22 protein-coding genes are annotated in these 26453 nt (G+C 72.9%); 15 read left to right on the top strand and 7 right to left on the bottom strand.

What is annotated here, in order from left to right:
* The first annotated feature begins 21 nt into the window (after nt 1-21).
* Nucleotides 22-1101, top strand: a complete 1080-nt coding sequence (locus tag ACFY0P_RS17115; RefSeq protein ID WP_388912976.1) for a S1C family serine protease — start codon at nt 22-24, stop codon at nt 1099-1101.
* Between the two features lie 49 nt (nt 1102-1150).
* Here ACFY0P_RS17115 and ACFY0P_RS17110 read toward each other — a convergent pair whose 3' ends face one another.
* Nucleotides 1151-1363 carry a hypothetical protein gene (locus ACFY0P_RS17110; protein WP_093503930.1) on the bottom strand — a complete coding sequence of 71 codons (213 nt, stop codon included), beginning with the start codon at nt 1361-1363 and terminating at the stop codon, nt 1151-1153.
* A gap of 207 nt (nt 1364-1570) precedes the next feature.
* Between ACFY0P_RS17110 and ACFY0P_RS17105 the strand changes: the two genes are divergently transcribed.
* The gene (locus ACFY0P_RS17105) at nt 1571-2770 is read left to right on the top strand and encodes a bifunctional adenosylcobinamide kinase/adenosylcobinamide-phosphate guanylyltransferase (protein ID WP_388912973.1); all 1200 of its coding nucleotides are present in this window, start codon (nt 1571-1573) and stop codon (nt 2768-2770) included.
* A 125-nt stretch (nt 2771-2895) separates the two neighbouring features.
* Here the strand turns inward: ACFY0P_RS17105 and ACFY0P_RS17100 are convergent, their stop codons facing one another.
* A complete protein-coding gene (locus tag ACFY0P_RS17100) occupies nt 2896-3873 on the bottom strand; it encodes a class I SAM-dependent methyltransferase (protein WP_388912970.1) in 978 nt (325 codons plus the stop codon).
* Between the two features lie 150 nt (nt 3874-4023).
* Between ACFY0P_RS17100 and cobT the strand changes: the two genes are divergently transcribed.
* From cobT to ACFY0P_RS17085, 3 genes are all read left to right on the top strand, one after another.
* On the top strand, nt 4024-5094 hold the full coding sequence (gene cobT / locus ACFY0P_RS17095; RefSeq protein ID WP_388912967.1) for a nicotinate-nucleotide--dimethylbenzimidazole phosphoribosyltransferase: 1071 nt from the start codon (nt 4024-4026) through the stop codon (nt 5092-5094).
* A 173-nt stretch (nt 5095-5267) separates the two neighbouring features.
* The gene (locus ACFY0P_RS17090; RefSeq protein ID WP_388912964.1) at nt 5268-7130 is read left to right on the top strand and encodes a phosphatidylglycerol lysyltransferase domain-containing protein; all 1863 of its coding nucleotides are present in this window, start codon (nt 5268-5270) and stop codon (nt 7128-7130) included.
* A 145-nt stretch (nt 7131-7275) separates the two neighbouring features.
* Nucleotides 7276-8031: a hypothetical protein gene (locus tag ACFY0P_RS17085; protein ID WP_388912961.1), complete on the top strand. Its 756-nt coding sequence runs from the start codon at nt 7276-7278 to the stop codon at nt 8029-8031.
* Here the strand turns inward: ACFY0P_RS17085 and ACFY0P_RS17080 are convergent.
* On the bottom strand, nt 7938-8735 hold the full coding sequence (locus tag ACFY0P_RS17080; RefSeq protein WP_388912958.1) for a hypothetical protein: 798 nt from the start codon (nt 8733-8735) through the stop codon (nt 7938-7940). The two genes, ACFY0P_RS17085 and ACFY0P_RS17080, sit on opposite strands and share 94 nt — an antisense overlap.
* A gap of 199 nt (nt 8736-8934) precedes the next feature.
* Here ACFY0P_RS17080 and ACFY0P_RS17075 point away from each other — a divergent pair, with 199 nt between their 5' ends.
* The gene (locus tag ACFY0P_RS17075; protein ID WP_388912955.1) at nt 8935-9723 is read left to right on the top strand and encodes an adenosylcobinamide-GDP ribazoletransferase; all 789 of its coding nucleotides are present in this window, start codon (nt 8935-8937) and stop codon (nt 9721-9723) included.
* A gap of 10 nt (nt 9724-9733) precedes the next feature.
* Here the strand turns inward: ACFY0P_RS17075 and ACFY0P_RS17070 are convergent, their stop codons facing one another.
* On the bottom strand, nt 9734-10543 hold the full coding sequence (locus ACFY0P_RS17070) for an endo alpha-1,4 polygalactosaminidase (RefSeq protein WP_388912953.1): 810 nt from the start codon (nt 10541-10543) through the stop codon (nt 9734-9736).
* A gap of 266 nt (nt 10544-10809) precedes the next feature.
* On the opposite strand from ACFY0P_RS17070, the gene ACFY0P_RS17065 reads away from it, so the two are divergent.
* The 6 genes from ACFY0P_RS17065 to ACFY0P_RS17040 all read left to right on the top strand — a co-directional run bounded on the left by ACFY0P_RS17065 (nt 10810) and on the right by ACFY0P_RS17040 (nt 20560).
* Nucleotides 10810-12348: a leucyl aminopeptidase gene (locus ACFY0P_RS17065; RefSeq protein WP_388912951.1), complete on the top strand. Its 1539-nt coding sequence runs from the start codon at nt 10810-10812 to the stop codon at nt 12346-12348.
* Between the two features lie 336 nt (nt 12349-12684).
* Nucleotides 12685-14073: a dihydrolipoyl dehydrogenase gene (gene lpdA, locus ACFY0P_RS17060; RefSeq protein ID WP_093503917.1), complete on the top strand. Its 1389-nt coding sequence runs from the start codon at nt 12685-12687 to the stop codon at nt 14071-14073.
* A gap of 60 nt (nt 14074-14133) precedes the next feature.
* Nucleotides 14134-15930, top strand: coding sequence for a 2-oxoglutarate dehydrogenase, E2 component, dihydrolipoamide succinyltransferase (sucB, locus tag ACFY0P_RS17055; RefSeq protein WP_388912948.1), 1797 nt, complete (start codon nt 14134-14136; stop codon nt 15928-15930).
* Between the two features lie 187 nt (nt 15931-16117).
* Nucleotides 16118-16741 (top strand): GntR family transcriptional regulator, encoded by a 624-nt coding sequence (locus ACFY0P_RS17050; protein WP_388912945.1) that lies wholly within the window; start codon nt 16118-16120, stop codon nt 16739-16741.
* 500 nt (nt 16742-17241) lie between these two features.
* Complete coding sequence (aceE, locus tag ACFY0P_RS17045; RefSeq protein ID WP_388912943.1) at nt 17242-19944, top strand: pyruvate dehydrogenase (acetyl-transferring), homodimeric type; 2703 nt, start codon at nt 17242-17244, stop codon at nt 19942-19944.
* A gap of 97 nt (nt 19945-20041) precedes the next feature.
* Nucleotides 20042-20560: a DUF4240 domain-containing protein gene (locus ACFY0P_RS17040; RefSeq protein WP_388914105.1), complete on the top strand. Its 519-nt coding sequence runs from the start codon at nt 20042-20044 to the stop codon at nt 20558-20560.
* An 18-nt stretch (nt 20561-20578) separates the two neighbouring features.
* Here ACFY0P_RS17040 and ACFY0P_RS17035 read toward each other — a convergent pair whose 3' ends face one another.
* Entirely contained in the window at nt 20579-20830 is a 252-nt protein-coding gene (locus tag ACFY0P_RS17035) for a hypothetical protein (RefSeq protein ID WP_388912940.1), read from the bottom strand.
* A gap of 72 nt (nt 20831-20902) precedes the next feature.
* The gene (locus ACFY0P_RS17030) at nt 20903-21829 is read right to left on the bottom strand and encodes a peptidoglycan recognition protein (RefSeq protein WP_388912937.1); all 927 of its coding nucleotides are present in this window, start codon (nt 21827-21829) and stop codon (nt 20903-20905) included.
* A 189-nt stretch (nt 21830-22018) separates the two neighbouring features.
* On the opposite strand from ACFY0P_RS17030, the gene ACFY0P_RS17025 reads away from it, so the two are divergent.
* Nucleotides 22019-23203 carry a MarP family serine protease gene (locus ACFY0P_RS17025; protein WP_388912934.1) on the top strand — a complete coding sequence of 395 codons (1185 nt, stop codon included), beginning with the start codon at nt 22019-22021 and terminating at the stop codon, nt 23201-23203.
* Nucleotides 23204-23217: 14 nt separating this feature from the next.
* On the opposite strand, the gene ACFY0P_RS17020 is transcribed toward ACFY0P_RS17025, so the two are convergent.
* Nucleotides 23218-23706 (bottom strand): GNAT family N-acetyltransferase, encoded by a 489-nt coding sequence (locus tag ACFY0P_RS17020; protein WP_388912931.1) that lies wholly within the window; start codon nt 23704-23706, stop codon nt 23218-23220.
* Between the two features lie 72 nt (nt 23707-23778).
* Between ACFY0P_RS17020 and ACFY0P_RS17015 the strand changes: the two genes are divergently transcribed.
* Together ACFY0P_RS17015 and ACFY0P_RS17010 are read left to right on the top strand one after the other, a co-directional pair.
* On the top strand, nt 23779-24672 hold the full coding sequence (locus tag ACFY0P_RS17015; RefSeq protein WP_388912928.1) for a TIGR01777 family oxidoreductase: 894 nt from the start codon (nt 23779-23781) through the stop codon (nt 24670-24672).
* Between the two features lie 160 nt (nt 24673-24832).
* On the top strand, nt 24833-26191 hold the full coding sequence (locus ACFY0P_RS17010) for an NAD(P)/FAD-dependent oxidoreductase (protein ID WP_388912925.1): 1359 nt from the start codon (nt 24833-24835) through the stop codon (nt 26189-26191).
* The last annotated feature ends 262 nt before the right edge of the window (nt 26192-26453 follow it).

Below are 26453 nucleotides of genomic sequence, written 5' to 3'. Positions count from 1 at the left end.
CGCCGCGGCGAGACTCGGGGCATGGACGCTTTCCCCGCCCGCCGGACCCTGCGCACGGCCGCCGTGCTCGGTTCCTGCTGCCTCGCCCTGGCCTCCGGATGCTCCGCCTTCCACGGCGACGCGGCCGTGGACGCCTCCGCCGCCCGGGCCGCCCAGGCGGCGGCCCGCCCGCTGGCGGCGACGGACCTGCAGAACCAGTACCAGAAGGTGATCAAGGACGTCCTGCCGTCGGTCGTGCAGATCCAGGCCAGCAGCGACCTGGGCTCGGGCGTGGTCTACGACGGCAACGGACACATCGTCACCAACGCGCACGTCGTGGGGAACGAGAAGAAGTTCAAGGTGACGACCGCCCACACCGAGGAACCGCTCACCGCGACGCTGGTGTACTCCTACCCCCAGCAGGACCTGGCGGTGATCAGGCTCGACAAGATCCCGGACGGGCTGAAGGCGGCCACCTTCGGGGACACCGAGAAGGTCTCGGTCGGGCAGATCACGCTGGCCATGGGATCGCCGCTCGGGCTGTCGTCCAGCGTGACCGAGGGCATCGTGTCGGCGACCGGACGGACCGTCAGCGAGAACACCGCGGGCGGCGGTACGGGCGCCACCATCCCCAACATGGTGCAGACCTCGGCGGCCATCAACCCCGGCAACAGCGGCGGCGCGCTGGTCAACCTGGACGGCCAGGTCATCGGCATCCCCACGCTCGCCGCGAGCGACCCCGACCTCGGCGGCAGCGCGGCGCCCGGGATCGGGTTCGCCATCCCGGGTTCGATGGTGACGACGGTCGCCGACCAGATCATCAAGCAGGGCAAGGTCACCGACTCGGGGCGGGCCGCGCTGGGCATCAGCGGGCGCACGGTCGTCGACGTGAACTACCAGCCGGCCGGGGTGGCGGTGGTGACCGTGAAGCCGGGCGACGCGGCCGACAGGGCGGGCATCCGGCCCGGGGACATCATCACCAAGGTGGGTGCCGACGACATCACCACCATCACCTCACTGGCCGAGTCGCTCGCCTCGGACCGGCCGGGGCAGAAGACGACGGTGACCTACAGCCGGGACGGCGTCGGCAGGACGGTGGACGTGACGCTGGGCGCGCAGTGACCCGGTGACGGCGGGGCGGCCGGCGAGGGCCGCCCCGGACCGGCACGTCTCAGGACTCGTCCGCGTGCAGACTCATCGGGCCGTAGATCTCGGTGGCGTCCTCGAAGAGCCGCACCTGGTCGGCGCCGCCGGCCAGCAGGGCCTTCCACTGCTCGCCGATCCACGACTCGGCGTCGCCCTGGGTGGTGAACTCCTCGGGCTCCACCGCGGGCTGGACCTCCGTCCCGTCGGCCTTCTCGAACCGCCATGTCCATGCCGCCATGTAGGCCTCCTTTGATCCAACCTGTGCATCGTATAAGGGCGCCGACGAAAACTCCGCTGGTTGTGGGGCATGTACGGGCCCGGTGGGGGCTGGGCGCGCCCACGCGGCGGCAGCCGCAAGTCGCATACGGCCCCCCGCCCCTGACGGGGCGCGTCGCAGGGGGCGTCGGCTGGAGCGAGAACCGTCAGGACGGGTGAGAATCGGTCCGTGGAAGTGACTTTGCTCGGTACCGGTGCTCCTGCGGGGCTGCCTCGCCCTGGCTGTCCCTGTGCGGCCTGTGCGTGCGCCGTCGGGGAGGACGCCCGGGCCGCCACCGCGGTGCTCGTCGACGGGACGCTGCTGCTCGACCTGACACCGGGCGCGGCGTTCGCGGCGGCCCGGGCCGGGCTGTCGCTCGGCGGGGTACGGCAGGTGCTGCTGTCGCATCCGCACGACGGACCCGCCGTCGAGGTGCCGGCCGGACTGCCGCAGCCGGGACGGGTGCCGGACGGGCGGGAGCTGGCGCTGCTGACGGGGCATCGGGTGCGGGCGGTGGCGATGGACGCGGGCGGCACCGGGTACGCGGTGACCGGCCCCGACGGGCAGCGGCTGCTGTACCTCCCGCCGGGCGGGGCGCAGGCCGGCCTGGAGAACGGGAGTGCGGACTCGTACGACCTGGTGCTCCTCGACGTCGTCGGCCGGCCGGACGCGCTGGCGCGGCTGCGGGCGGTCGGCTCGGTCGGGCCGACCACGGACGTCGTCGCCGTCCACCTCGGCCACGACGTGCCGCCCGGCCCGGAGTTGCGCCGGCGGCTGGCGGCGGCCGGGGCGCGCGCGGTGCCGGACGGGACGACGCTGACGGTGGGGGTGTACGAGGACGTGCCCGACGTACCGCGCCGGACGCTGGTGCTGGGCGGGGCCCGGTCGGGGAAGTCCGTGGAGGCCGAGCGGCGGCTGGAGTCCTTCCCCGACGTGCTGTACGTCGCCACCGGCGGTAGCCGCGGCGGGGACACCGAGTGGGCGGATCGGGTGGCCGCGCACCGGGAGCGGCGGCCGGGGTCGTGGCGTACGACGGAGACGTGCGACCTGGTGCCGTTGCTTGCGCAGGACGGGCCGCCGTTGCTGGTCGACTGCCTGTCGCTGTGGCTGACGGACACGATGGACTCCGTCGGGGCGTGGGACGACACGGAGTGGGCGTCGGGCGGGGAGAAGGCCCTGCGGGAGCGGGTGCGGGAGCTGACGGAGGCGGTGCGGGGGACGCGGCGGACGGTGGTGGCCGTGTCGAACGAGGTGGGGTCGGGGATCGTGCCGGCGACGGCGTCCGGGCGGCGGTACCGGGATGAACTGGGGCGGCTGAACGCGGCGTTCGCGGGCGAGTGCGAGCAGGTGGTGCTGGTGGTGGCAGGGCAGGCGGTGGTGCTGAGGTAGTGGGGGGGCGGGGGTAGTGGGGGGCGAAGCGCCCCCGTCAGGGGCGCTGGGGGTCCCCCCGGCCGGAGGCTGGGGGGAGGAACCGCGCGATCAGCCCCCACCGGCCCGCAGTTGCACGACCGGTGTCACCTCCCCTTTCTCGCCACGATCCGGTACGCGTTCGAGAACGGCGTCCGGCGCAGCAGCGGAGCCAGGGCGTGGTCGGCGACCCTCGCCACGGCGACCAGCGGCGCCGCCCCGCGGAGCCACCGCTTCGGCAGGAGCCGGCCCAGCGCCAGGCCGACCGCCGCCGAGATGTCGTACGGCGTGTGGGGCGACCTCCGGTCGGTTCTGAGGATCTCGCAGCCCTGGGACTCCAGCTCCGCCCGGAGGTTGTCCAGTGGCATCAGGTGCAGGTGGCGGGGCTGGCCGTGCGGGACCCACCACTTGCCGAGAAGCCTGGCGAACGCGCTGCGCGGGTTCGGGGCGTCGATGACGACGTGGCCGCCGGGCCGCAGCACCGCGAGGGCGGCGCGGAGTTCGGCTCTGGGGTCGGGGGTGTGCTGCAGGTGGTGGAACATGCTGACGACGTCGTAGCGGGCGCGCAGGCGGGCCAGGACCTCCGGTGCGGCCAGGTATCCGCAGTGGGCCTCCTCGATGTGGCCCTCGGCCTGGGCCCACCACACCCGGAACGTCGGGTCCAGGCCGTCGAAGGACGTGTAGGCGAAGAGTTCCTTGGCCGTGCGCGGGAAGTGGGCGTGGCCCGTGCCGACGTCCAGCCAGCTCTCCGGCTCCGGCAGCGCCAGCATCACGCGGGCGGCGGCGCGGTGCCGGCGGCGGCCGGCGCGGGTGGCGTGGAGGCGGTCGGTGTAGTCCTCCAGGCGGCCGTCGTAGAAGTCCCGGTGGTAGAGGGCGAGGCCCGCCGGGGAGAGCCGGGGGTTCTGGAAGGCGTGGGCGCAGTCCCGGCACTCGTCGACGGTGAACGTGCCGGGCCGGTGGTGGAGCAGGTCGGGCGTGCGCAGGCGGGTGCGCAGGCGTCTGGAGCCGCACCAGGGGCAGTCCTCGCGGCGCGGCTCGTGGAACCGGTCGGGGCCCGGGGCGAGTTCGGGCGTGCGCGGCGACATGGGCGGCTCCCTGTGCTCCCTGTACTCCCTGAACGCAATCCACTGCAAACCGGAACGTATGGGATTCCGATCTTGCCTGCCAAGGCGCCGTGCGGGTGTGGTGGCGATCTGCCACCTGACCGTTGGTTCGATGCCGGTACTGTTCGGCGAATGAGCTCGCTTAATCTCGACGACTTCACCGATCTGATCGAGCGCCCCGACGGCGGTGTGCGCCGTGACGCCGAGGCGCGCAGGGAGCGGCTGGTCGTGCCGCCCGGGTCGCTGGGCCGCCTCGACGACCTGGGTGAGTGGCTGGCCGCCGCGCAGGGTTCGGTACCGGTACGGCCGGTCGAACGACCGCGGGTCCTGCTCTTCGCCGGTGACCACGGCGTGGCCGAACTCGGCGTCTCCGCACGGCCCGCGGGCAGCGCGGAGCTGCTGGTGCGGGCGGTCCTGGAGGGGGCCAGCCCGGTGGCGGTACTGGCCCGGCGGCTCGGGGTGCCGGTACGGATCGTGGACATGGCGCTGGACTGCGACCCGGAGACGCTGCCCGAGGAGGTCGTACGGCACCGGGTGCGGCGGGGCAGCGGCCGCATCGACATCGAGGACGCGCTGACCCTGGAGGAGGCCGAGGCGGCCTTCCGGGCGGGCGTCGCGCTGGCCGACGAGGAGGCCGACTCGGGGACCGATCTGGTGGTCCTCGGTGACGTCAGCGTCGGCGGCACCACGGCGGCCTCCGTCCTGGTCGCGGCGCTGTGCGGGACGGACGCGTCCGTGGTGACCGGGCGGGGCGGGCTCGCCATCGACGACCTCGTGTGGATGCGGAAGTGCGCGGCGATCCGGGATGCGCTGCGGCGGGCGCGGCCGGTGCTCGGGGACCAGTTGCAGTTGCTGGCGACGGTCGGCGGGGCCGACCTCGCGGCGATGACCGGGTTCCTGTTGCAGTCGGCGGTACGGAAGCTGCCGGTGGTGCTGGACGGGGTGGTGGTGGCCGCCTGTGCGCTGGTCGCGCAGCGGATCGCGTTCCGGGCGCCGGACTGGTGGCTGGCCGGGCACGACAGCGGGGAGCCGGGACAGGCGAAGGCGCTGGACCGGATGGCCCTGGAGCCGCTGCTGGAGCAGGGCGTGAAGGTCGGCGAAGGCGCGGGCGCGCTGCTGGCGCTGCCGCTGGTCCAGGCCGCGGCGGCACTGGCGGCGGAACTGCCGGAGAAGGCCGGGGCCGAGGAGAAGCCCGAGGAGTAGCCGGGCCGTGGGTCAGGGCCGGGACGGCACCGCCGGGATGCGCCGTCCCGGCCGATCGCCGTTGCGGCGGACAGAAGAGACCGGCAGACGCCGGGCGGCCGGCCCATGCGTCCGGCGGAAAAAGGGGGCGTGCGGCGGGGTTTGAGGTGGGGACGCCCATATGATCGCTCTCCATGGGAGATGTCCGAATTGCCGTGGAGCGTGGGTCGGGGCGGCGGGGTGCCGGGGTTTCCCAGCGGGCCGCCGCCTTTGCCGTGTGGTATTTGCGGGCCGTCGCCTTCGTCAATTTCCTCAGCGGGGTGTGGCTGTCGCTGGGCCAGGACGTGCGGCGGCACAACCAGGAGAACTTCTTCACGCCCTACCTGCTGACGGCCGGCTTCGCCTCCGGTGTGTTCACCGCGTTCCTCGCGATCACCATGCGGCGCCGGAAGCGGGCCGCGTGGATCCTCAACCTGGTGCTGAGCGGGCTGTTCCTCGCGCTGTTCGCGTTCGCCATGGCGTTCCCGGAGATCCGGCGGTACGCGCAGAACTGGATCTCGATCGTGCTGACCGCCGCCTTCGTCACGGCCCTGCTCGTGGGGCGGCGGGAGTTCTACGCCAAGGGCGACCGGTCCAATCCGCGCCTCGCCGCCACCGTCGCCGTCGGCGGTGGCCTCACCGCCTCGCTGCTCGCCGCCCTCCTCGTGACCGCCACCGACCAGGCCCCGCACGCCACGCGTTCGACGTTCCTGGAGCGCTGGCACTACGGCACCCTGCGCCTGGTGTCGGTCGCCGCCGACCCCTCCCGGTTCCCGTACATCGCGCCGCCCAACTGGGTCAACGTCGTCATCAACGTGCTCAGCACGCTCCTCGTGCTCGCCGTCTTCTACGCCGCCTTCCGCTCCCGCCGCGCCGTCGACCCGATCACCGAGGACGACGAGAAGCGGCTGCGGGCCCTGCTGGAGCGGCACGGCGAGCGGGACTCGCTCGGGTACTTCGCGCTGCGGCGGGAGAAGAGTGTGGTGTGGTCGCCGACCGGGAAGGCCGCGGTGGCGTACCGGGTGGTGGGCGGGGTGAGCCTTGCCTCCGGGGATCCGATCGGGGATCCGGAGGCGTGGCCGGGGGCCATCGTGCCGTGGCTCGGCGAGGCGCGGGCGCACGGGTGGATCCCGGCGGTGATGGGGGCGGGCGAAGAAGCCGGGACGGTGTACGCGCGGCACGGTCTCGACGCGCTGGAGCTCGGCGACGAGGCGATCGTCGAGGTCGCCGAGTTCACGCTGGAGGGGCGGGCGATGCGGACCGTCCGGCAGGCGTACAACCGGGTGAAGCGGGCGGGGTACGCGGTGCGGATCCGCCGCCACGAGGACATCCCGGCGGACGAGATGTCGTACCTGGTCCGGCGCGCGGACGACTGGCGGGACGGGGCCACCGAGCGCGGGTTCAGCATGGCGCTCGGACGGCTCGGGGACGGCCGGGACGGGCGGTGCGTGATGCTGGAGTGCACGGACGGGGAGGGTGAGCTGCGGGCCCTGCTCTCCTTCGTGCCGTGGGGGCCGGGCGGGCTGTCCCTCGATCTCATGCGGCGGGACCGGGACTCCGACAACGGGCTGATGGAGTTCATGGTCATCGAACTGCTCCGGCGGGCCGGGGAGATCGGGATCACGCAGGTCTCGCTCAACTTCGCGATGTTCCGCTCGGTGTTCGAACGTGGTGCGCGTCTCGGCGCGGGACCGGTGCTGCGGCTGTGGAGGTCCTTGCTGAGCTTCTTCTCCCGGTGGTGGCAGATCGAGTCCCTGTACCGGGCCAACGCCAAGTACCGGCCCATCTGGGAACCCCGGTTCCTGCTCTTCGAGAAGAGCGCGGACCTGCCGCGCATCGGCCTGGCGTCGGCGCGCGCGGAGGGGTTCCTGGGGGCCGTGTCGGCGGATTCCCGTCGTCCGCCCGGAGGGCGGGCCCCGCGGCGCCTGGCGCGTGCGATCGCAAGGCGCCGGAGCGCCCTCGATGGGGGTGCCCCCGCGCGAGCGTATTCGAGCGTGGGGGAGGAGCCACGCGGGTGATTCGGCAACGCGGCGAGCGTGCGTGCCAGGCGCCGCGGGGCAGACGGGAATCCGCCGACACGGCCCGCGGCGCCGGGGCTGCCGAGGTGGTTGTACCGGCGGCACCTGGACACGCAGACAGAAGTACAGGGATGAGGACCACCGCATGACGCCGCTCGCCCGCTGGGCCCGCGCCGAATGGGGGCTGTTGTACGCCACCGTGCGCGGCCCGCTGGCGAAGCGCCGGCTGCGGGCGGTGCCGATGACGGTGGGGGCGGTGTGCGTGACCGCGCTGCTGCAGTTCACGCAGAACCAGTCGTGGGGCTACCGCTTCGTGCAGGGCGTCGGGTCGGTGCGCGCCGAGGACCCGCTCTGGGCGGCCATGCTGCGCACTCCCCTGTCGCTGTTCGTGCCGGCGCTGGACCTGCCGGTGTGGGGCGCGCTGGTCCAGATCCTGGTCGTCCTCGGCATCGCCGAGGTGTGCCTGGGCTGGTTTCCGACCCTGACCATCGCGTACGTGGCGACCCTCGCCGGCACCCTGTACGCGCGGATGGGCATCGCGCTGGGGCCGCACGGCCCGCTGGGGCTGCCGGTCTCGGACGCCCGGGTCGTGGACACCGGGCCGTCGGCCGCCGTCGTCGGGCTCGCGGTCTACCTGGGCTGGCGGTACGGCGCCTATGTCACCGCCGGCGCGGTGGCGGCCGCGATGGCGGTCGAGGTGGCGTTGAAGGACAACCTGGCCGGGAAGGAGCACCTGGCGGCCATCGCGGGCGTGTCGGCGCTGTGCGCGGCGGTGACGGCGGGGCGTCGGCTGTGGCACCGGCGGCGTCACCGGCGGCCGGGGTCGGGCCCGGGCCCGCGTCCGGGGCCGGGCAGCCGTGCCGGTTCGGGACGGTCGGGTTTGCCGCCGATCCAGTCCTGAAGGGTCAGGGTGAGCCGGGACCAGCGGCGGTCGTGATGATAGGTGCGCAGCCGGGCCCTGGCCCGGGCGCGCGGCCGGTCGGCGTAGAAGCGGCGGGCCCAGGCCGAGCCGGGGCGGGCCAGGCGGACCGCGCCGACGATCGCGACCAGCGGGACGATCACCCCGAAGATCGCGGTGCGCGCCTTGCCCTTGCTCAGGGCGACGAGGGAGAAGACGAAGTTGGCCACGACGTTCGCGATGACGGTCCCCCGGTCCTGGAGTTCGTCCGCCGAGAGGTCGTTGACGCCGAACGGCGAGAACCCGGCGAGCAGCAGCCCCACCAGCGCGGCCGTGATGACGACGACCTCCACGCTCTTGCGGCCCTCCTCGGTCCAGTAGACGTCGCCGAGGTGCAGGATCAGCGCGAACTCGTCGAGGACCAGCCCCGCGCCGATCCCGAAGACGATCGCGGCGAGGGCCGCGCCGAGGCCGTTGCGGGAACTGGCGACCGCGCCGAAGCCGCCGATGACGACGAGGACGACCCCGGGGACCACGTGGTGGATGTGCAGCCCACCGGCCTTCACGTTGCCGAACGGGCCCCTTCCGGCGCGGATCAGCCGGGTGACGACCCGTGTGATCACGAAGGTCAGGACGAAGGCGGTCAGGGCGAGCAGCAGCGGGAGTTTGCCGGGCTCGACGATGTTCCGCTCCAGCCAATGTCCCATGTGCGCACTTTATCCCTGGCGGGGAGCCTGGCCCGGAGTCCGACGGGAGTCCGGCCCGGGAGTCCGGCCCGGGAGTCCGGCCCAGGGGTCCGGCCCAGGGGTCCGGCCCGGGAGTCCGGCCCAGGGGTCCGGCCCGGGAGTCCGGCCCAGGGGTCCGGCCGGGCCGCGGTCCTTCCTGACCACCAGGTAACCTGCGCCGGTGTCCAAGACCCCCTGGCCGGAAGGCGTCCGCTTCGCCTTCGGCACGCTCACCGTGTTCCCCGTGAAGGTCACCCGCTGGGACCGCGAGGCGGCCCGCGGCGGCATGCTGTCCGCCCCGCTGGCCGGCCTCGCGGTCGGCGCCTGCGCGGGGGCGGTCGGCGCGCTGCTGCTGGCGGTCGGGGCGAGCGCGCTGCTGGCCGCGGTCGCCGCCGTCGCCGTACCGGCCGTGCTCACCCGGGGGCTGCACCTGGACGGCCTCGCCGACACCGCCGACGGCCTGGGCAGCGGCAAGCCCGCCGAGGACGCCCTGCGGATCATGAAGCAGTCGGACATCGGGCCGTTCGGCGTCATCACGCTCGTCCTCGTCCTGCTCGGGCAGGTGGCCGCGCTGGCGCAGGCGTACGGCGACGGGTGGCAGCGGGGCGCCCTGGCGGCGGTCGTCGCGGCGACGGTGGCCCGGCTGGCGCTGACGCTGGCCGCGGTGGAGGGGGTGCCGGCCGCCCGTCCCGAGGGGCTGGGGGCGGCGGTGGCCGGGGTGGTGCCCAAGGTGGGGGCGACCGTGGTCACGTTCACCGTGATGCTGCTGGCGGCCGGGGCCGGGGCGTTGGTGGGGGCGGGCGACAGCCTGCGGGCGCTGCTCGCGGTGGTGGTGGCCGAGGCCGCGACGGACGGGCTGCTGCGGCACTGCAGGCGGCGGTTGGGTGGGGTGACGGGAGATGTGTTCGGGGCGCTCGCGGAGACGGCGGCGACCGCGGCGCTCGTGGTGTTTTCGCTGGGGGGCGGCTGAAGGGGGTGCCTCAGCAGGCCTTTCGCCACACTCCCAGCTCGTACTTCTTCTCCAGCGAGCTCAGTCTCAACTTCCGTGACTGGGCGCAGAATCTGCTCGTCGGCAGTTCGTACTCCACGTGGAAGACCGCCTTGTCCGCCTTGACGAACGGCTTCAGGTCGTCGCACTCGCCGTACTGGGCGCACTGCTCGTTCACCGCGAAGTCGAAGTCGCCCACCAGCTGCGGTATCTGGTCCAGGTCGTTCTTCAGGCCCACCGACATGCCCCGGTCGTGGGCGAGCCGGGCGATGAGCCTGTTGTAGCGGAGCTGGTCGGCCGCGGTGAGGGGGAAGCCCGTGCGGTTCTTGTAGCCGTCCATGTTGTCGGGCTCCACCGCGTCGAAGCCCTTGTCCTTGCACATGTCGAAGCGGGCCGCCATCAACGGCTTCAGCACCTCCGTACGGCGGATGTCCAGCCAGCGCTCGCCCTCCCAGCCGTTGCCCCGGCCGAGCACCGACGCCGGGAACTTCTTCGCGTCGGGGCGCCAGTCCTCGTAGGCACCGGTGGAGAGGTAGCAGATGACCTTGCGGCCCTTGCCGTGCAGCGTGGCCACCGTCGCCCTGGACTGGTCGAAGCCGTCGATGTCGTAGACGGATGCCTCGACGGACCTGTCGACACGGCCGCTCAGCTGCCACTGCCAGCTGATGCCCGGCCTGGGTTGCCAGCGTCCGGCGTCGTCCGAGGCCTGGGTGCAGCCGGCGAGCAGGACCGGGAGGGCGAGCAGCGAGGTGGTACGGAGTTTCACCGGGCGGGCTCCAGGGTGGGCGGCAGGGTACCCCATGGATGATCTCCCATCCCGGGTACGGCGCGGCACCCAGGTCACCGGCCGTGAGGGGCGGGAAGTGACCACGAAGCCACCCCCAGGTGAAGGACCGCAGGAATGAGCGAACGCATACACACGCGTAGGCTCGTCCCGGGTGTTCGCCGACGGGGTGAAGGCCCCGGTCGCAACGCGGCCCGAGGGCACTCCTGGGGTCGCTTCCCGGGCCCGGTCGACCCACCCGCTCGGCCACTGCAACTCAACATCGGAAGCGAGATTCCACCACCGTGACTGCTCTCACTCTCAGCACCTCAGCGGCGCCCGGCCTCCGGGCCGACGCGATCGTGATCGGTGTCGCCAAGGGCGCCAAGGGCCCGGTCGTCGCCCCGGGCGCCGAAGCCGTGGACACGGCCTACGACGGCAAGCTGGCCGCCGTTCTGGAGACCCTCGGGGCCTCGGGTGCCGAGGGCGAACTGACGAAGCTGCCCGCCCCGGCCGGCTTCAAGGCCCCGCTGGTCATCGCGGTGGGCCTGGGCACCGAGCCCGGCCCGGACGCGGACTACGAGGCCGAGGCGCTGCGCCGGGCCGCCGGTGTCGCCGCCCGCGCGCTGGCCGGGGCCAAGAAGGCGGCCTTCGCGCTGCCCGTCGAGGACGCGGCCGCCGTGGGCGCGATCGCCGAGGGCGTGCTGCTCGGCGCCTACTCCTTCGACACGTACAAGGACAACGGGGCCGGCACCGGCAAGAGCCTGAAGGCGAAGAACGGCCGGGCGCCGCTCGCCGACGGCGTGCTGCTCGGCGGCAAGCCGCGGGACGCCGCCCACAAGGCGGCCCTGGCCCGCGCCACGGCCGTCTCCGAGGAACTCAACCGGGCCCGTGACCTGGTCAACACCCCGCCGAACGACCTCACTCCGGCCGCGTTCGCCGCGATCGCGCAGGGCGCGGCCAAGGAGCACGGCCTCAAGATCCAGGTGCTCGACGACAAGGCGCTCGCCAAGGACGGGTACGGCGGCATCCTCGGCGTCGGCGGCGGCTCGGCCGCGACCCCGCGGCTGGTGAAGCTGTCGTACACGCACGCCGACGCGGACAAGCACCTCGCCTTCGTCGGCAAGGGCATCACCTACGACTCGGGCGGCATCTCGCTCAAGCCGGCCGGCCACAACGAGACGATGAAGTGCGACATGAGCGGCGCTGCGGCGGTGTTCGCGGCCGTCGTGGTGGCGGCGCGGCTGGGCCTTCCGGTCAACGTGACCGGCTGGCTGGCGCTGGCCGAGAACATGCCGTCCGGCACCGCCGTGCGCCCGGGTGACGTGCTGCGCATGTACAGCGGCAAGACCGTCGAGGTGCTCAACACGGACGCGGAGGGCCGGCTGGTGCTCGCCGACGCGCTGTGGGCGGCGTCGGCGGAGCAGCCGGACGCGATCGTGGACGTCGCGACGCTGACCGGCGCGATGATGCTGGCGCTGGGCAGCCGGACGTTCGGGATCATGTCCAACGACGACGCGTTCCGCTCCGCGGTGCACGAGGCCGCGGAGGAGGTGGGCGAGCCGGCGTGGCCGATGCCGCTGCCGGAGCACCTGCGCAAGGGGATGGACTCCCCCACCGCGGACATCGCGAACATGGGCGAGCGGATGGGCGGCGGACTGGTCGCTGGGCTCTTCCTGCGCGAGTTCGTGGGCGAGGGGATCACCTGGGCGCACCTGGACATCGCCGGGCCGGCCTTCAACGAGGGTGGTGCCTTCGGCTACACGCCGAAGGGGGGCACGGGGTCCGCGGTGCGGACGCTGGTGCGGCTGGCCGAGCTGACGGCTGAGGGCGAGCTGGGCTGACGTCGGGTTTTTGTGGGCGGGACCTCGCGTGCGGGTAGTGCGGGGTCCCGTCGCCTGTTGACTCGGTCCAGCCCGTGGTCCGGCGACCGCGGGTCGTGGGGACTTCTCGCGCAGTTCCTCCCCCGGCGCCCCTGGGCGGGACCAGGCGGCCTCCTCACAAGTGAGCGTGTGGTGTCTCACACCCCAGCCCCGCGTCTCGTTCACCTCCGACAAGTGCGAAGATGGGGCTCGGCAGGACAGGGCCCCACCCACAGGGCCGAAGAAGAGCGGCCGGACACCAGCCGCCTGCCGGTCACCGTTGACCGGCGTACGGCGCACATGCATGGAGGACGTGACGTGGCGAACGACGCCAGCACCGTTTTCGACCTAGTGATCCTCGGCGGTGGTAGTGGCGGTTACGCCGCGGCCCTGCGCGGGGCGCAGCTGGGCCTGGACGTCGCCCTGATCGAGAAGGACAAGGTCGGCGGTACCTGCCTGCACCGGGGTTGCATCCCCACCAAGGCCCTGCTGCACGCGGGCGAGATCGCCGACCAGGCCCGCGAGAGCGAGCAGTTCGGTGTCAAGGCCACCTTCGAGGGCATCGACGTCCCCGCCGTCCACAAGTACAAGGACGGCGTCATCGCCGGTCTGTACAAGGGTCTGCAGGGTCTGATCGCCTCGCGCAAGGTGACGTACATCGAGGGCACCGGGCGGCTGTCCTCCCCCACCTCCGTGGACGTCAACGGCCAGCGGATCCAGGGGCGCCACGTGCTCCTCGCCACCGGCTCCGTGCCGAAGTCGCTGCCGGGCCTGGAGATCGACGGCAACCGCATCATCTCCTCCGACCACGCCCTCGTCCTGGACCGTGTGCCGAAGTCCGCGATCATCCTGGGCGGCGGTGTCATCGGCGTCGAGTTCGCCTCCGCCTGGAAGTCCTTCGGTGCCGACGTCACCGTCGTCGAGGGCCTCAAGCACCTCGTCCCCGTCGAGGACGAGAACTCCTCCAAGCTTCTTGAGCGCGCCTTCCGCAAGCGCGGCATCAAGTTCAACCTGGGCACCTTCTTCTCGAAGGCCGAGTACACCGCCGACGGTGTCAAGGTCACCCTCGCCGACGGCAAGGAGTTCGAGGCCGAGGTCCTGCTCGTCGCCGTCGGCCGCGGCCCCGTCTCCGCCGGCCTCGGCTACGAGGAGCAGGGTGTCGCCATGGACCGCGGTTACGTCCTGGTCGACGAGTACATGCGGACGAACGTCCCGACCATCTCCGCCGTCGGCGACCTGGTCCCGACGCTCCAGCTCGCTCACGTCGGCTTCGCCGAGGGCATCCTGGTGGCGGAGCGCCTGGCCGGTCTGAAGACGGTCCCGATCGACTACGACGGTGTCCCGCGCGTGACGTACTGCCACCCGGAGGTCGCCTCCGTGGGCATCACCGAGGCCAAGGCCAAGGAGATCTACGGTGCGGACAAGGTCGTCGCTCTGAAGTACAACCTGGCGGGCAACGGCAAGAGCAAGATCCTCAACACCTCCGGCGAGATCAAGCTCGTCCAGGTGAAGGACGGTGCCGTGGTCGGCGTCCACATGGTCGGCGACCGCATGGGCGAGCAGGTCGGCGAGGCCCAGCTGATCTACAACTGGGAGGCGCTGCCCGCCGAGGTCGCCCAGCTCATCCACGCCCACCCGACGCAGAACGAGGCGCTCGGCGAGGCCCACCTGGCCCTGGCCGGCAAGCCCCTGCACTCGCACGACTGACCCTCGGTCGACGCAAGCGACGACTCAGACTTCCGCAATTCGTAAGGAGCAACCGAAACCATGGCGGTTTCCGTAACCCTTCCGGCGCTCGGTGAGAGCGTCACCGAGGGCACTGTCACCCGCTGGCTGAAGGCCGAGGGCGAGCGCGTCGAGGCCGACGAGCCGCTGCTCGAGGTGTCGACCGACAAGGTCGACACCGAGATCCCGGCCCCCGCCTCGGGTGTCCTGGCCTCGATCAAGGTCGCCGAGGACGAGACGGTCGAGGTCGGCGCCGAGCTGGCCATCATCGACGACGGCACCGGCGCCCCGGCTGCCGCTCCGGCCCCGGCCGCCGAGCCCGTCGCCGCTCCGGCTCCGGCCGCCCCGGCCCCCGCGCCGGTCGCCGAGGCCCCCGCCGCCCCCGCCCCGGCCCCCGCTGCCGCCGCCCCCGCCGCCCCCGCCGGTGGCGCGTCCGGCACGGACGTGGTGCTGCCCGCGCTCGGTGAGTCCGTCACCGAGGGCACCGTCACCCGCTGGCTGAAGTCGGTCGGTGACTCCGTCGAGGCCGACGAGCCGCTGCTCGAGGTCTCGACCGACAAGGTCGACACCGAGATCCCGGCGCCCACCTCCGGTGTGCTGCTCGAGATCACGGTCGGCGAGGACGAGACCGCCGAGGTCGGCGCCAAGCTCGCCGTCATCGGCGCCCCGGGTGCCGCTCCGGCGGCCGCCCCCGCCCCGGCCGCCCCGGCTCCGGCGCCCGCCGCCGCTGCCCCGGCCCCCGCGGCTCCGGCCCCGGCCCCCGCCGCGCCGACCCCCGCGCCCGCCCCGGCCCCGGCCCCGGTCGCCGCCGCGCCGGCTCCGGCCGCCCCGGCCCCGGCCCCCGCGCCGGTGGCCGCCGCCCCCGTCACTCCGGCTCCGGCCCCGGCCGCTCCGGTCGACGAGGGTGCCTACGTCACCCCGCTGGTCCGCAAGCTCGCCGCCGAGAACGGCATCGACCTGGGCGCCGTCAAGGGCACCGGCGTCGGCGGCCGGATCCGCAAGCAGGACGTGCTCGCCGCCGCCGAGGCCGCGAAGGCCGCCGCCGCTGCTCCGGCTCCCGCCGCTGCCGCTCCGGCCGCCGCCGCTGCCAAGAAGGCCCCGGCCCTGGAGGTCTCCCCCCTCCGCGGCCAGACCGTCAAGATGCCCCGCATCCGCAAGGTCATCGGCGACAACATGGTCAAGGCGCTGCACGAGCAGGCCCAGCTGTCCTCGGTGGTCGAGGTCGACGTGACCCGCCTGATGCGCCTGCGCGCCCAGGCCAAGGACTCCTTCGCCGCGCGCGAGGGCGTCAAGCTCTCCCCGATGCCGTTCTTCGTCAAGGCGGCGGCCCAGGCGCTGAAGGCCCACCCGGCCATCAACGCCCGGATCAACGTGGAAGAGGGCACGATCACCTACTTCGACACCGAGAACGTCGGTATCGCGGTGGACTCCGAGAAGGGCCTGATGACCCCGGTCATCAAGCACGCGGGCGACCTCAACATCGCCGGTATCGCCAAGGCCACGGCCGACCTGGCCGGCAAGGTCCGCGCCAACAAGATCACCCCGGACGAGCTGTCCGGCGCGACCTTCACCATCTCCAACACCGGCTCGCGCGGCGCGCTGTTCGACACGATCATCGTGCCGCCGAACCAGGTAGCGATCCTCGGCATCGGTGCCACGGTCAAGCGTCCGGCCGTCATCGAGACGGAGGAGGGCACGGTCATCGGCGTCCGCGACATGACGTACCTGACCCTGTCCTACGACCACCGTCTGGTGGACGGCGCCGACGCGGCCCGCTACCTGACGGCCGTCAAGGCGATCCTGGAGGCGGGCGAGTTCGAGGTCGAGCTCGGTCTCTGATCCCCAGCGGTTTCCACGGTGCCCCGTCCGGAGTTCCTCCGGGCGGGGCACCGTCGTCTCACCTGGCCCGGCATCCCCGGGCAGCGTGTAAGTCTCGTCTCACCTGCACGAAAGCGCCCCCGTGCGCCTCTCCCGAAAGGCGGTCCGGCCTTATTGTCTAAACGTCAAACGCCCTTAAGGAGCTCCCATGACCGCGCCCGTCGTCCACTCGCTGCGCGAACAGATCCGCGAGCACATCGTGGAGGGAATCGTCAGCGGGCGCTGGAAGCCGGGCGAGCGGATCGTGGAGCGACGGATCGCGACGGAGCTGGAGGTCAGCCAGACGCCGGTGCGGGAGGCGCTGCGCGAGCTGGAGTCCCTCCGTCTCATCGAGTCGGCGCCGAACAAGGGCGTGCGGGTGCGGAACCTGACGGCGGCCGACCTGGAGGAGAGCTACCCGGTGCGGGCCGGTCTGGAGGCGATCGCGGCGGAGCTGGCGGCGGAGAAGCTGGCCGAGGACTGCTCGGCCCTCGAGCCGCACGTGGCGGCCCTCTACGACGCCGACCGGAACGCCGACGGCACGGCCCAGGTCCGGCACACGGTCGGCTTCCACCGCGAGCTGGTCCGGGCGGCCGGCAACTCGGTGCTGCTGCACACCTGGGAGGGCCTGGGCATCGAGGTCTTCACCGCCCTGTCGATCCGCTGGCTGGGCACGGTCCAGCAGTCGTACGCCGAGGAGCACGAGGAACTGGTGGCCGCCTTCCGGCGCCGCGATCCGCGCATCGCGGATGTCGTGAAGGCCCATGTACTGGGGTGCGCCCCGAGACCGTGACCCTCCGGGTCCGCGGCGGGCGTCGGCAGCGCCCCCGCAGGGGCGCTGGGGTCCCCCCGGCCGAAGGCTGGGGGAGGAACTGCGCGACCAGCCACGACGGCGCGGCACCAAGCCGGCAACCGCCACCGGCAACGGTGAGCGGCTACGCCCGGCTCGGCACCGCCGAAATGCGCCGTCCCGGCTGATCGCCGGCGCGGCGGAAAAGAGTTCGTCGCACTCCGTCCCCACACAAGAGCACACCCCCGCTCAAACACCGCCTCACCTGCGCAAACGTCAGCTGGATCACGTCACCCGGTGCCATCGCCGAAGGCACCCCGTGCCGACTTTCTCGGAATCGAGAGGTTTTGCCCCTCAACCCTTTGATCGATCATCGATCAGGGAGTTAGAGTCACCGACGGGCTCGCACCCGGGCCCTCAGCCCTGTCCTGCCAAAGACCAAGGGCACCCCGAAGAACCCCTTGCCGATGAGGGAACCCCCCTCGACTGAGGAAGGCGGCGACATGACCGACCCCCAGGCCATCCAGCCGAGCGCGCTCGACCAGCTCCCCGACCGGGACCCGGAGGAGACCGCCGAATGGCAGGCCTCTCTGGACGCCGTGGCCAGGGAGGCCGGGCCGCACCGCGCCGCATACCTGATGCGCCGCACGCTGGAGCGCGCCGAGGCGGGCGGCATCGCGCTGCCGAAGCTGCTGGAGACCGACTACCTCAACACCATCCCCACCGCCGCCGAGCCGGCCGTCCCCGGCGACGAGGAGATGGAGCGGAAGATCACCGCGTGGAACCGCTGGAACGCGGCCGCGATGGTGACGCGGGGCAGCAAGCACGGCGTCGGCGGCCACATCGCCACCTTCGCCTCCGCCGCCTGGCTCTACGAGACCGGCTTCAACCACTTCTTCAAGGGCAAGGAGGGCGACGGGAGCGGCGACCAGCTGTACATCCAGGGCCACGCCTCCCCCGGCATCTACGCCCGTGCCTTCCTCGACGGCCGCCTGACCGAGGCGCACCTCGACAACTTCCGCCAGGAGGCCGGCGGCAACGGCCTCCCGTCGTACCCGCACCCCCGCCGCCTGCCCTGGCTGTGGGAGTTCCCGACGGTGAGCATGGGCCTCGGCCCGCTCTCGGCCATCTACCAGGCCCGCTTCAACCGTTACCTGACCGCCCGCGGCATCAAGGACGTCTCGTCCTCGCACGTCTGGGCCTTCCTCGGCGACGGCGAGATGGACGAGCCCGAGTCGACCGCGGCGCTCGCACTCGCCTCCCGTGAGGGTCTCGACAACCTCACCTTCGTCATCAACTGCAACCTGCAGCGCCTCGACGGCCCGGTGCGCGCCAACTTCAAGATCGTGCAGGAGCTGGAGGCCCAGTTCCGCGGCGCCGGCTGGAACGTCGTCAAGACGCTGTGGGGCACGGCGTGGGACGAGCTGTTCGCGCTCGACACGACCGGGGCGCTGGTACGGCGGCTGCGCGAGGTACCGGACGCGCAGGTGCAGACGTACCAGACCCGCGACGCCGCCTACATCCGCGCCGACTTCTTCGGCAAGGACCCGGCGCTCGCCGAGCTGGCGAAGCTGCTGAGTGACGACAAGATCCTGGAGTGCTTCCACCTCTCCCGCGGTGGTCACGAGGCGCGCAAGGTGTACGCCGCGTACAAGGCCGCCGTCGAGTTCAAGGGCGCGCCGACCGTGATCCTGGCCCAGACGGTCAAGGGCCACACCCTCGGCGAGGGCTTCGCGTCGAAGAACGCCAACCACCAGATGAAGAAGCTGACGGTGGACGAGTTCAAGACGATGCGGGAGCTGCTGGAGCTGCCGATCCCGGACAGCGCCTTCGCCGACGGGGTCGTGCCCTACGGCCACCCCGGCGCGGACTCCCCCGAGGTGCGCTACCTCCAGGAGCGTCGCGCTGCTCTCGGCGGTCCCGCCCCGGCCCGCCGCACCCACGCCCTGGCGCCCCTCCCCGCCCCCGCCGACAAGGCCTTCGCCTCCTTCGACAAGGGCTCGGGTTCGCAGAACGTGGCCACGACGATGGCCTTCGTCCGCCTCGTCAAGGACCTGGTCCGGGACAAGGAGACCGGCAGGCGCTGGGTGCCGATCGTCCCGGACGAGGCGCGCACCTTCGGCATGGAGAGCCTGTTCCCCTCGCTGGGCATCTACTCGCCCAAGGGACAGACGTACGAGCCGGTCGACCGCGACCAGCTGATGTACTACAAGGAGGCCAAGAACGGCCAGATCCTCAACGAGGGGATCACCGAGGCCGGTTCGATGGCCGACTTCATCGCCGCGTCCACCGCGTACGCGACGCACGGCGAGGCGATGATCCCGTTCTACATCTTCTACTCGATGTTCGGCTGGCAGCGGACCGCCGACCAGATGTGGCAGCTCGGCGACCAGCTCGGCCGCGGCTTCCTCGTCGGCGCGACCGCCGGCCGTACCACCCTGACCGGTGAGGGCCTCCAGCACGCCGACGGCCACTCCCCGGTGATCGCCGCGACCAACCCGGCCGCGCTCACGTACGACCCGGCCTTCGCCTATGAGATCGCGACGATCGTCAAGGACGGTCTGCGCCGGATGTACGGCGAGTCGGCGCCCGGCGAGGACCCGAACGTCTTCTACTACCTGACCGTCTACAACGAGCCGCTCCCGCAGCCCGCCAAGCCGGCCGGGCTCGGCATCGACGAGGGCATCGTCAAGGGCCTGTACCGGTTCAACACGGCGGAGTCGGCCGGGCTGTCCGCGGTGGCGAACGCCCCGCGCATCCAGCTGCTCGGCTCCGGTACGGCGATCCACTGGGCGCTCAAGGCGCAGCGGCTGCTCGCCGAGGAGTGGGGCGTGGCCGCCGACGTCTGGTCCGCGACCTCCTGGTCCGAGCTGCGCCGTGACGCCATGGAGGCGGACGCGGCCCTGCTGCGCGGCGAGGAGCGGGTGCCGTACGTCCGCCAGGTGCTGCACGGCGCGGAGGGCCCGGTCCTGGCCGTGTCCGACTACATGCGCCAGGTCCCGGACCAGATCGCGCAGTGGGTCGAGCAGGACTGGGCGTCCCTCGGTGCCGACGGCTTCGGTCTCTCCGACACCCGGGACGCGGCCCGCCGCCACTTCGGCGTCGACGCCGAGTCGATCGTCGTGGCGGCCCTGGCCCAGCTGGCCAGGCGCGGCGAGGTCAAGGCGACCGCGGTGAAGGAAGCACGGGAGCGTTACGCGCTCTGAGCGGTTGACGGGGTGACGCACGCCGGAGTGACGGTGGATAACAATCCGCACCACTCCGCGTGCGCCCCCGCCGCCCAGGCACGATGCTGGACCCGTGATGGACGAGACGGAGTTCTGGGAGCTGGTCGACACCACTCGTGAGGCCGCCGAGGGCGACCCCGAGGAACAGGCCGACCTGCTCGTGGAGCGGCTGCTGCAGATGGAGCCCGACCTGGTCCTGGACTTCGCCCGTCACTTCGAGGCCCGCTACAACCGCGCCTACCGCTGGGACCTGTGGGGCGCCGCCTGGGTGCTCCTCGACGGGGCCAGCGACGACGCGTTCGACTTCTTCCGCTGCTGGCTCATCGGCCAGGGCCGGGAGGTCTTCGAGGGCGCCCTGCACGACCCGGACGCGCTGGCGGAGCTGCTGGTCGACTTCGACGAGGAGATCGACGGCGACGGCGAGGAACTGGGGTACGCGGCCGACGAGGCGTACGAGCAGCTCACCGGGACCGTGGCGCCGGACCTGGGCATCGCCCCCGCGCCCTCCGAACCCGAGGGCACCCCGGTCGACTTCGAGAACGGCCGGGTGCTCGCCGAGCGGTTCCCCAGGCTGTGGGACCGCTTCAAGGGGTAGGGGCCGGGCGGCTCGAGGTCAGGCGGCGGTACGGCGGCGGGTCGCGTCGGACGGGATGTACGCCTGGGTCTGCTCGGCCTTGACCGCGTGGTGCATCGGCGCCGCGTTGGCCTGGTCGAGGGCGGACGCGGTGACCGCGGCCGGGCCGAGGACGACCGTCGCCACCGCGCAGACCACGGCCCAGGGCCCCCTGGACGACCTGCCCCGGCCGGCCTTCTCCGCGGCCTGCGTACGGGCTTCGGCACGGGCTTCGGGACGACTGCTGTTCATGATCCCCACCTCCAGTCGGCTGCTGATGTCCCTGACGGTAGGACGCGGGGATCTGAACGGCCTGCGTGCCGCCTATGGCGTTTCTGTGGACGCTTTCGCGGGCGGTCCGAGGACGGTTCTCAAAGGCGTGTCCAGGAGTCTTCCCGGGGGAGTTCCCGCGCGGGGCACGGATACCGCCGGTGGCTTCGAGGGTGACGTGGGTGTCGCCGTCGGGAGCCTGCCCTGCAGCCGGGCCGCCGTCTCCCTGATCTCCGGGAGGCGGGCGGCGAGGGCGGCTCCGGGGCAGTTGGTCCGGTAGCCGTCCTGGTGGCCGGCCACGGCGGGCAGGGCGACGGCGGTGCCCTCCCGGTAGCGGCTGAGGCCGTTGCTGGAGACCAGCCGGGCGGTGCCGCGCGGGTCGACGTCGGCCAGCCCGAGTTTCCAGGCGGCGACGGCGGCGATCGCGTCGGTCATGGCGCGCGGCACGGGTACCCCGGCGGTGAAGGTGCCGACGGCGGCGATGCCGGCGGTGCGGTGGTTGAAGCCCTGGGTGTGCGCGCCGGTGACGGGCCGGTCGGTGCCGCCCGCGCGGCCCTCGTAGACGGTGCCGCACCGGTCGACGAGGAAGTTGTAGCCGATGTCGTCCCAGGCGCGGTCGCCGGTCTGGCCGGTGTACAGGCGGCGGATGATCTCGGGGGTCTGCGCGCAGGAGTAGTCGTTGGGCGAGTCGGTGTGGTGCACGAAGACGGCGACGACCTGGTCGTCGTAGCGCGGCGGCGGCTGGGTGCGGCGGACGGTGGCGTCCAGCCAGACCGAGCGCGGCACGATGTGCGGCCGGGGTGCCCGGTGGCGGGTGGCGGGGCTGGCGGGCGCGGGCGCGGCCAGGTGGATCGCGACGGGCCGGTCGGCGCCGTGGGCGGACAGCACCAGGGCGAGGACGGCGGCCAGGCCGGGCAGGCAGCCGAGCAGCGTCAGGGCGGTGATCCTGGTGCGCCGCCCCGCTCTTGGGAAGACACGCATGGCAATCACTCTCGGGGTGATCGACTGCGCCCGCGATGTGTGCTGTGCCACCTGGTGGAACCATCGTCCTGGTCCGGGGCGTTTCAGGTGGTACACGCACGCGTGGCCGGTTCTCGGGGCCTCGCGCGCGTGAACTGATCACCGGACCTGTCCCGACCGTATTAAGGGCACCGAGAGAAAGGCGGCTCCGTGGACCTGCTCGACCTGGTGCTCGTACTGGTGGTCCTCGTCTACGCGGCGTCCGGATACCGGCGCGGGCTGGTGGCCGGCTGCGTTTCGCTGGCCGGGTTCGTCGGCGGCGCGGTGATCGGCGTGTGGGTGCTGCCGTGGGTGATGGAGCTGGTCACGCGCGGGACGGCGACGGCGACGGTGGTCGCGGTGCTGACGGTGCTGGTGCCGGCGGTGGTGGGGCACGAGCTGGCGGGGCGGCTGGCGCTGCGGCTGCGCCGCGAGCTGGACCAGGGGCCGCTCAGGGTGGCCGACGGGATGGGCGGCGCGGTCGCCAACTCGGTGGCGGTGCTGATCGTGGCCTGGGTGGCGGCGAGCGTCCTCGGCGCGTCCTCCTCGCCCGCGGTGACGACGGCGATACGGGACTCGAAGCTGCTCGGCGCCGTGCAGGACACCATGCCGGACACCACGCCGGCCTGGTTCTCGCGGGCCACCTCGGCGCTGACCGAGGCGGGTTTTCCCCAGGTCTTCAACCCGTTCGAGAACGAGTCGACGGCCCGGGTCGCCAAGCCCTCCGGGGACAACGTCACGGCGGCGGCCACGAACGCGGCCAAGCGCAGCACGGTCAAGATCGAGGGTTCCTCCGGCACCCAGGGCCGCGAGGGCAGCGGGTTCGTGTTCGCGCCGGAGCACGTGATGACCAACGCGCACGTGGTGGCCGGCATCGACAACCCGAGCGTGCGGATCGGCGGGGTCGGTCCGTCGTACGACGCGGAGGTCGTCCTCTTCGACCCGGACCGGGACGTGGCGGTGCTGTACGTGCCGCAGCTGCGGGCTCCGGTGCTGAGGTTCGACACGAGCGCGGCGCGCGGGAACTCCGCGGTGGTGGCCGGCTATCCGCAGGACGGCGACCTGAACCTGCAGGCGGCCACCGTGGCGAACAAGGTGCAGGCCACCGGCCAGAACATCTACAGCGACGCCACGGTGACCCGGGAGATCTACTCGATCCGCTCCACGGTCCGCCCCGGCAACTCCGGCGGCCCGCTGCTGACCACCGGTGGCAAGGTGTACGGCGTGGTGTTCGCCCGCTCCACGTCCGACGACGAGACGGGGTACGTGCTGACCGCCGACGAGGTGGCCACGGACGCCGCGCGCGCGGCGCACGCCACCTCGCCGGTGGACACGGGCGAGCTGATCACGTCCTGATCACGTCCCGGCCGTCACAGCTGCCGGCCCATGACCACGTCGTCGACGTACTCGCCGTCCAGGAAGAACTCCCCCGGCAGCACGCCCTCGACGGCGAAGCCCTCCGACTCGTAGAGGCGGCGCGCCGGGGTGTTGTGCCCGAGGACGCCGAGCCGGATCCGGCGGGCGCCGCGGCGGCGGGCCTCCTCCATCGCCGCCCGCAGCAGCGTCCGGGCCACGCCCCGGCCGCGGGCCTCCTCGGCGACCGCGAGGCCCTGGATCTGCCGGACGTGCGCGTTGGAGGCGATCTTGTAGGCGAGGCCGAGGCGGACGTAGCCGACGATGCGCCGGTCGAGCTCGGCGACCAGGGTGTCCTCGGGGGCGTGCCGCTCGCTGAAGAAGGGGTCGTACGGCGGCTGCGGCCGCGGCAGGACCGCGTGCAGATACGACCAGGTGGCGAGGTCGAGGGCGCAGAGCTCCTCGTCGTCGTCGGGCAGGGCGGTGCGTATGTACGGCTCTGACATGCGGACACCCTAGGACGGCCGGCAACGGGCCCCCACGGGTTTTCCGCCGTGATTCCCGGCATGCTGGGAACCATGGAACGCTCTCGTATCGCGGTGGCCGGCGCGTCCGGGCTCATCGGCAGCGCCCTCGTGCGCTCTCTCCGGGCGGACGGGCACGAGGTGGTGCGCCTGGTGCGGCGCGCCTCCCACGGCACCGGAGAGGTCTGCTGGGACCCCGAGGGGCAGTACGTGGACACCGCCGGGCTGGCCGGCTGCGACGCGGTGGTGAACCTCGCCGGGGCCGGGATCGGCGACCGGCGCTGGACGGCCGCCTACAAACGGGAGATCCGGGACAGCCGGGTGCTCGGCACGGCGGCGCTCGCCGAGGCCGTGGCGGCCCTGCCGGACCCGCCGCGGGTGTTCGTGAGCGGCAGTGCCATCGGCTTCTACGGCGACACCGGCGACCGGGTCGTGGACGAGGACGCCCCGCCCGGGGACGGGTTCCTGCCGTCGCTGTGCGTGGAGTGGGAGGAGGCGGCGGCCCCGGCGCAGGAGGCGGGCGTACGGACGGTGTTCACGCGCACGGGACTGGTGGTGGCTCGCGGCGGCGGGGCCTGGGGCCGGCTGTTCCCGCTCTTCAGGGCGGGGCTCGGCGGCCGGCTGGGCGACGGCCGGCAGTACTGGTCGTTCATCGCGCTGCACGACGAGGTGGCCGCGATCCGGTTCCTGTTGGAGACTGAGGGTCTGTCGGGCCCCTTCAACCTCACCGCGCCCCACCCGCTGACCAACGGAGAGATCACCGCGGCGATGGCCCGGGCGCTGCGCCGCCCGGCCCTCTTCCCGGTGCCCTCCCCGGTGCTCCGCGCGGCGCTCGGCGAGATGGCCGGGGACGTGCTGGGCAGCCAACGGGTGGTGCCGAAGCGGCTGCTGGAGTCGGGGTTCACTTTCGCGTTCCCGGGCATCGAGGACGCGATCCGTGCGGCCTGACAGCCCGTGTGACCGTATGCGACCGCCGTGCGACCGTGCCCTGTTCATGCGCGACTGTCCTTGACCGATCACCGTCCTAACCTCGACCCGAACTCGGGTATCCCCGGAGCTTGTTGGGGGCATCACGTCTCCACCGGACGCGCAATCGAGGAGGGGCCTCGTGCATGAGCCCGCGTACCAGGCGGACGTCGTCGTCGTGGGAGCCGGTATCGCCGGACTCTCCGCGGCTCATCGGCTGAACAGCGCAGGAGTGACGACCGCGGTCCTGGAGGCCGCCCCTTACGTCGGCGGACGCATGTCGACCGAGAAGGTGGACGGCTTCCGGCTCGACCGGATCGGGCAGCTCCTGTCCACGTCCTACCCGGAGCTGCGCCTCGCCCCGGGACTGGACGCCCTGGTTCTGCGCCGGTACGCGCCCGGCGTGCTGCTGCATCGCGACGGGCGCAGGCACCGGGCCGGCGCTCCGGCGGGCGGCGGAAGCGCGAGGGGCGCACTGTACGCCGTGCGCGCCCTGGCGAGCGCCCCCAGGGGCGGCTCGCCGGTGGCGCCGCCGCGGGCGACCGCACCGATGGGCGGCGCGGTCGACCAGGCCCGCCTGGGCGCCGCGCTGGGCCGCATCGCCGCCACGCCCGTCGAACGGATCCTGGCCCGCCCCGAACTCCCCGCCGCGCACGCCCTCGCCGAGCGCGGGGTGCCCACCCGCACGATCGACGGCTTCCTGCGCCCGCTGCTCGCGGCCCTGCTGTGCGACCCCGAGCTGACGACCTCCAGCCGCTGTGCCGACCTCGCCCTGCGTTCCTTCGCGAGCGGGCGGCTGTGCGTGCCGGAGGGCGGCGCCGAGGTCCTCCCGGACCTCCTGGCCCGCGCCCTGCCGCCCGGCACGGTCCACACGGGTGTACGGGTCACCTCGGTCTCCACCACGTCGGTGACGACGGCCGAACACGGCGAGATCCGCTGCCGGGCGGTGCTGCTGGCGACGGACGCGAGGGCCGCCGCCGAGTTGCTCCCGGGCCTGCGCGTCCCGGACTTCCACCAGGTGACGGTGGTCCACCACACCACGGACGAACCGGCGACGCTCACGACCGGAACGTCCCTCCTCCTGGACGCCGACCGGGGCGGCCCCGTCTCCCACACCTCCGTGGTCAGCAGCATCGACCCGAGCCGGGCACCCCAGGGCCGCGCCCTGATCTCTTCCACCCTCCTCGGCACACCCCCCGCGGACATCGACACCGCGGTCCGCATGCACCTGGCCCGCCTCTACGGCACGTCCACCCGCCGTTGGGAGACCCTCGCCGTCCACCACACCCCCGAGGCCATCCCCGCCATGCGCCCCCCGCACGACCTCCGCCGCCCCGTCCGCCTCCTCGCCGGCCTCTACGTCTGCGGCGACCACCGCGACACCAGCACGGTCCAGGGAGCCCTCCACTCAGCCCACCGGGCAACGGCAGCCATCCTGACGGACCTGGGCACATCAGGCTCCTTGAACACCGCAGAACCTCTGCAACGCCGAGCCGCATAGCGCCACCGCTGCGGCGGAAAGAAAGGCGAGCGGCACAGCGCCCCCTCAGGGGCGCGGGGAACCGCGCGACCAGCCACGACGGCGCCGCACCCGGCAGACCACCCGAACCGGCGACAACGAGCGGCAACGGCCGCTCGGCACCGCCGGACAGCACCATCGCGGCTGATCACCGCTGCGGCGGAAAGAAAGGCGAGCGGCACAGCGCCCCCTCAGGGGCGCGGGGAACCGCGCGACCAGCCACGACGGCGCCGCACCCGGCAGA

This window comes from Streptomyces sp. NPDC001714 (assembly GCF_042892755.1).
Lineage (GTDB): Bacteria > Actinomycetota > Actinomycetes > Streptomycetales > Streptomycetaceae > Streptomyces.
Note: the sequence above shows the minus strand (reverse complement) of the source record. Positions and strands in the feature narration are given on the sequence as shown.

Coding starts and splice junctions, on each gene's coding strand:
- ACFY0P_RS17090 (WP_388912964.1), top strand. CDS start 5,268: ATGGGAGATGTCCGAATTGCCGTGGAGCGTGGGTCGGGGCGGCGGGGT.
- ACFY0P_RS17035 (WP_388912940.1), bottom strand. CDS start 20,830: ATGAACAGCAGTCGTCCCGAAGCCCGTGCCGAAGCCCGTACGCAGGCC.
- ACFY0P_RS17040 (WP_388914105.1), top strand. CDS start 20,042: ATGGACGAGACGGAGTTCTGGGAGCTGGTCGACACCACTCGTGAGGCC.
- sucB (WP_388912948.1), top strand. CDS start 14,134: ATGGCGGTTTCCGTAACCCTTCCGGCGCTCGGTGAGAGCGTCACCGAG.
- ACFY0P_RS17070 (WP_388912953.1), bottom strand. CDS start 10,543: ATGGGGTACCCTGCCGCCCACCCTGGAGCCCGCCCGGTGAAACTCCGT.
- ACFY0P_RS17050 (WP_388912945.1), top strand. CDS start 16,118: ATGACCGCGCCCGTCGTCCACTCGCTGCGCGAACAGATCCGCGAGCAC.
- ACFY0P_RS17020 (WP_388912931.1), bottom strand. CDS start 23,706: ATGTCAGAGCCGTACATACGCACCGCCCTGCCCGACGACGACGAGGAG.
- aceE (WP_388912943.1), top strand. CDS start 17,242: ATGACCGACCCCCAGGCCATCCAGCCGAGCGCGCTCGACCAGCTCCCC.
- ACFY0P_RS17110 (WP_093503930.1), bottom strand. CDS start 1,363: ATGGCGGCATGGACATGGCGGTTCGAGAAGGCCGACGGGACGGAGGTC.
- ACFY0P_RS17100 (WP_388912970.1), bottom strand. CDS start 3,873: ATGTCGCCGCGCACGCCCGAACTCGCCCCGGGCCCCGACCGGTTCCAC.
- cobT (WP_388912967.1), top strand. CDS start 4,024: ATGAGCTCGCTTAATCTCGACGACTTCACCGATCTGATCGAGCGCCCC.
- ACFY0P_RS17080 (WP_388912958.1), bottom strand. CDS start 8,735: ATGGGACATTGGCTGGAGCGGAACATCGTCGAGCCCGGCAAACTCCCG.
- ACFY0P_RS17085 (WP_388912961.1), top strand. CDS start 7,276: ATGACGCCGCTCGCCCGCTGGGCCCGCGCCGAATGGGGGCTGTTGTAC.
- ACFY0P_RS17030 (WP_388912937.1), bottom strand. CDS start 21,829: ATGCGTGTCTTCCCAAGAGCGGGGCGGCGCACCAGGATCACCGCCCTG.
- ACFY0P_RS17015 (WP_388912928.1), top strand. CDS start 23,779: ATGGAACGCTCTCGTATCGCGGTGGCCGGCGCGTCCGGGCTCATCGGC.
- ACFY0P_RS17115 (WP_388912976.1), top strand. CDS start 22: ATGGACGCTTTCCCCGCCCGCCGGACCCTGCGCACGGCCGCCGTGCTC.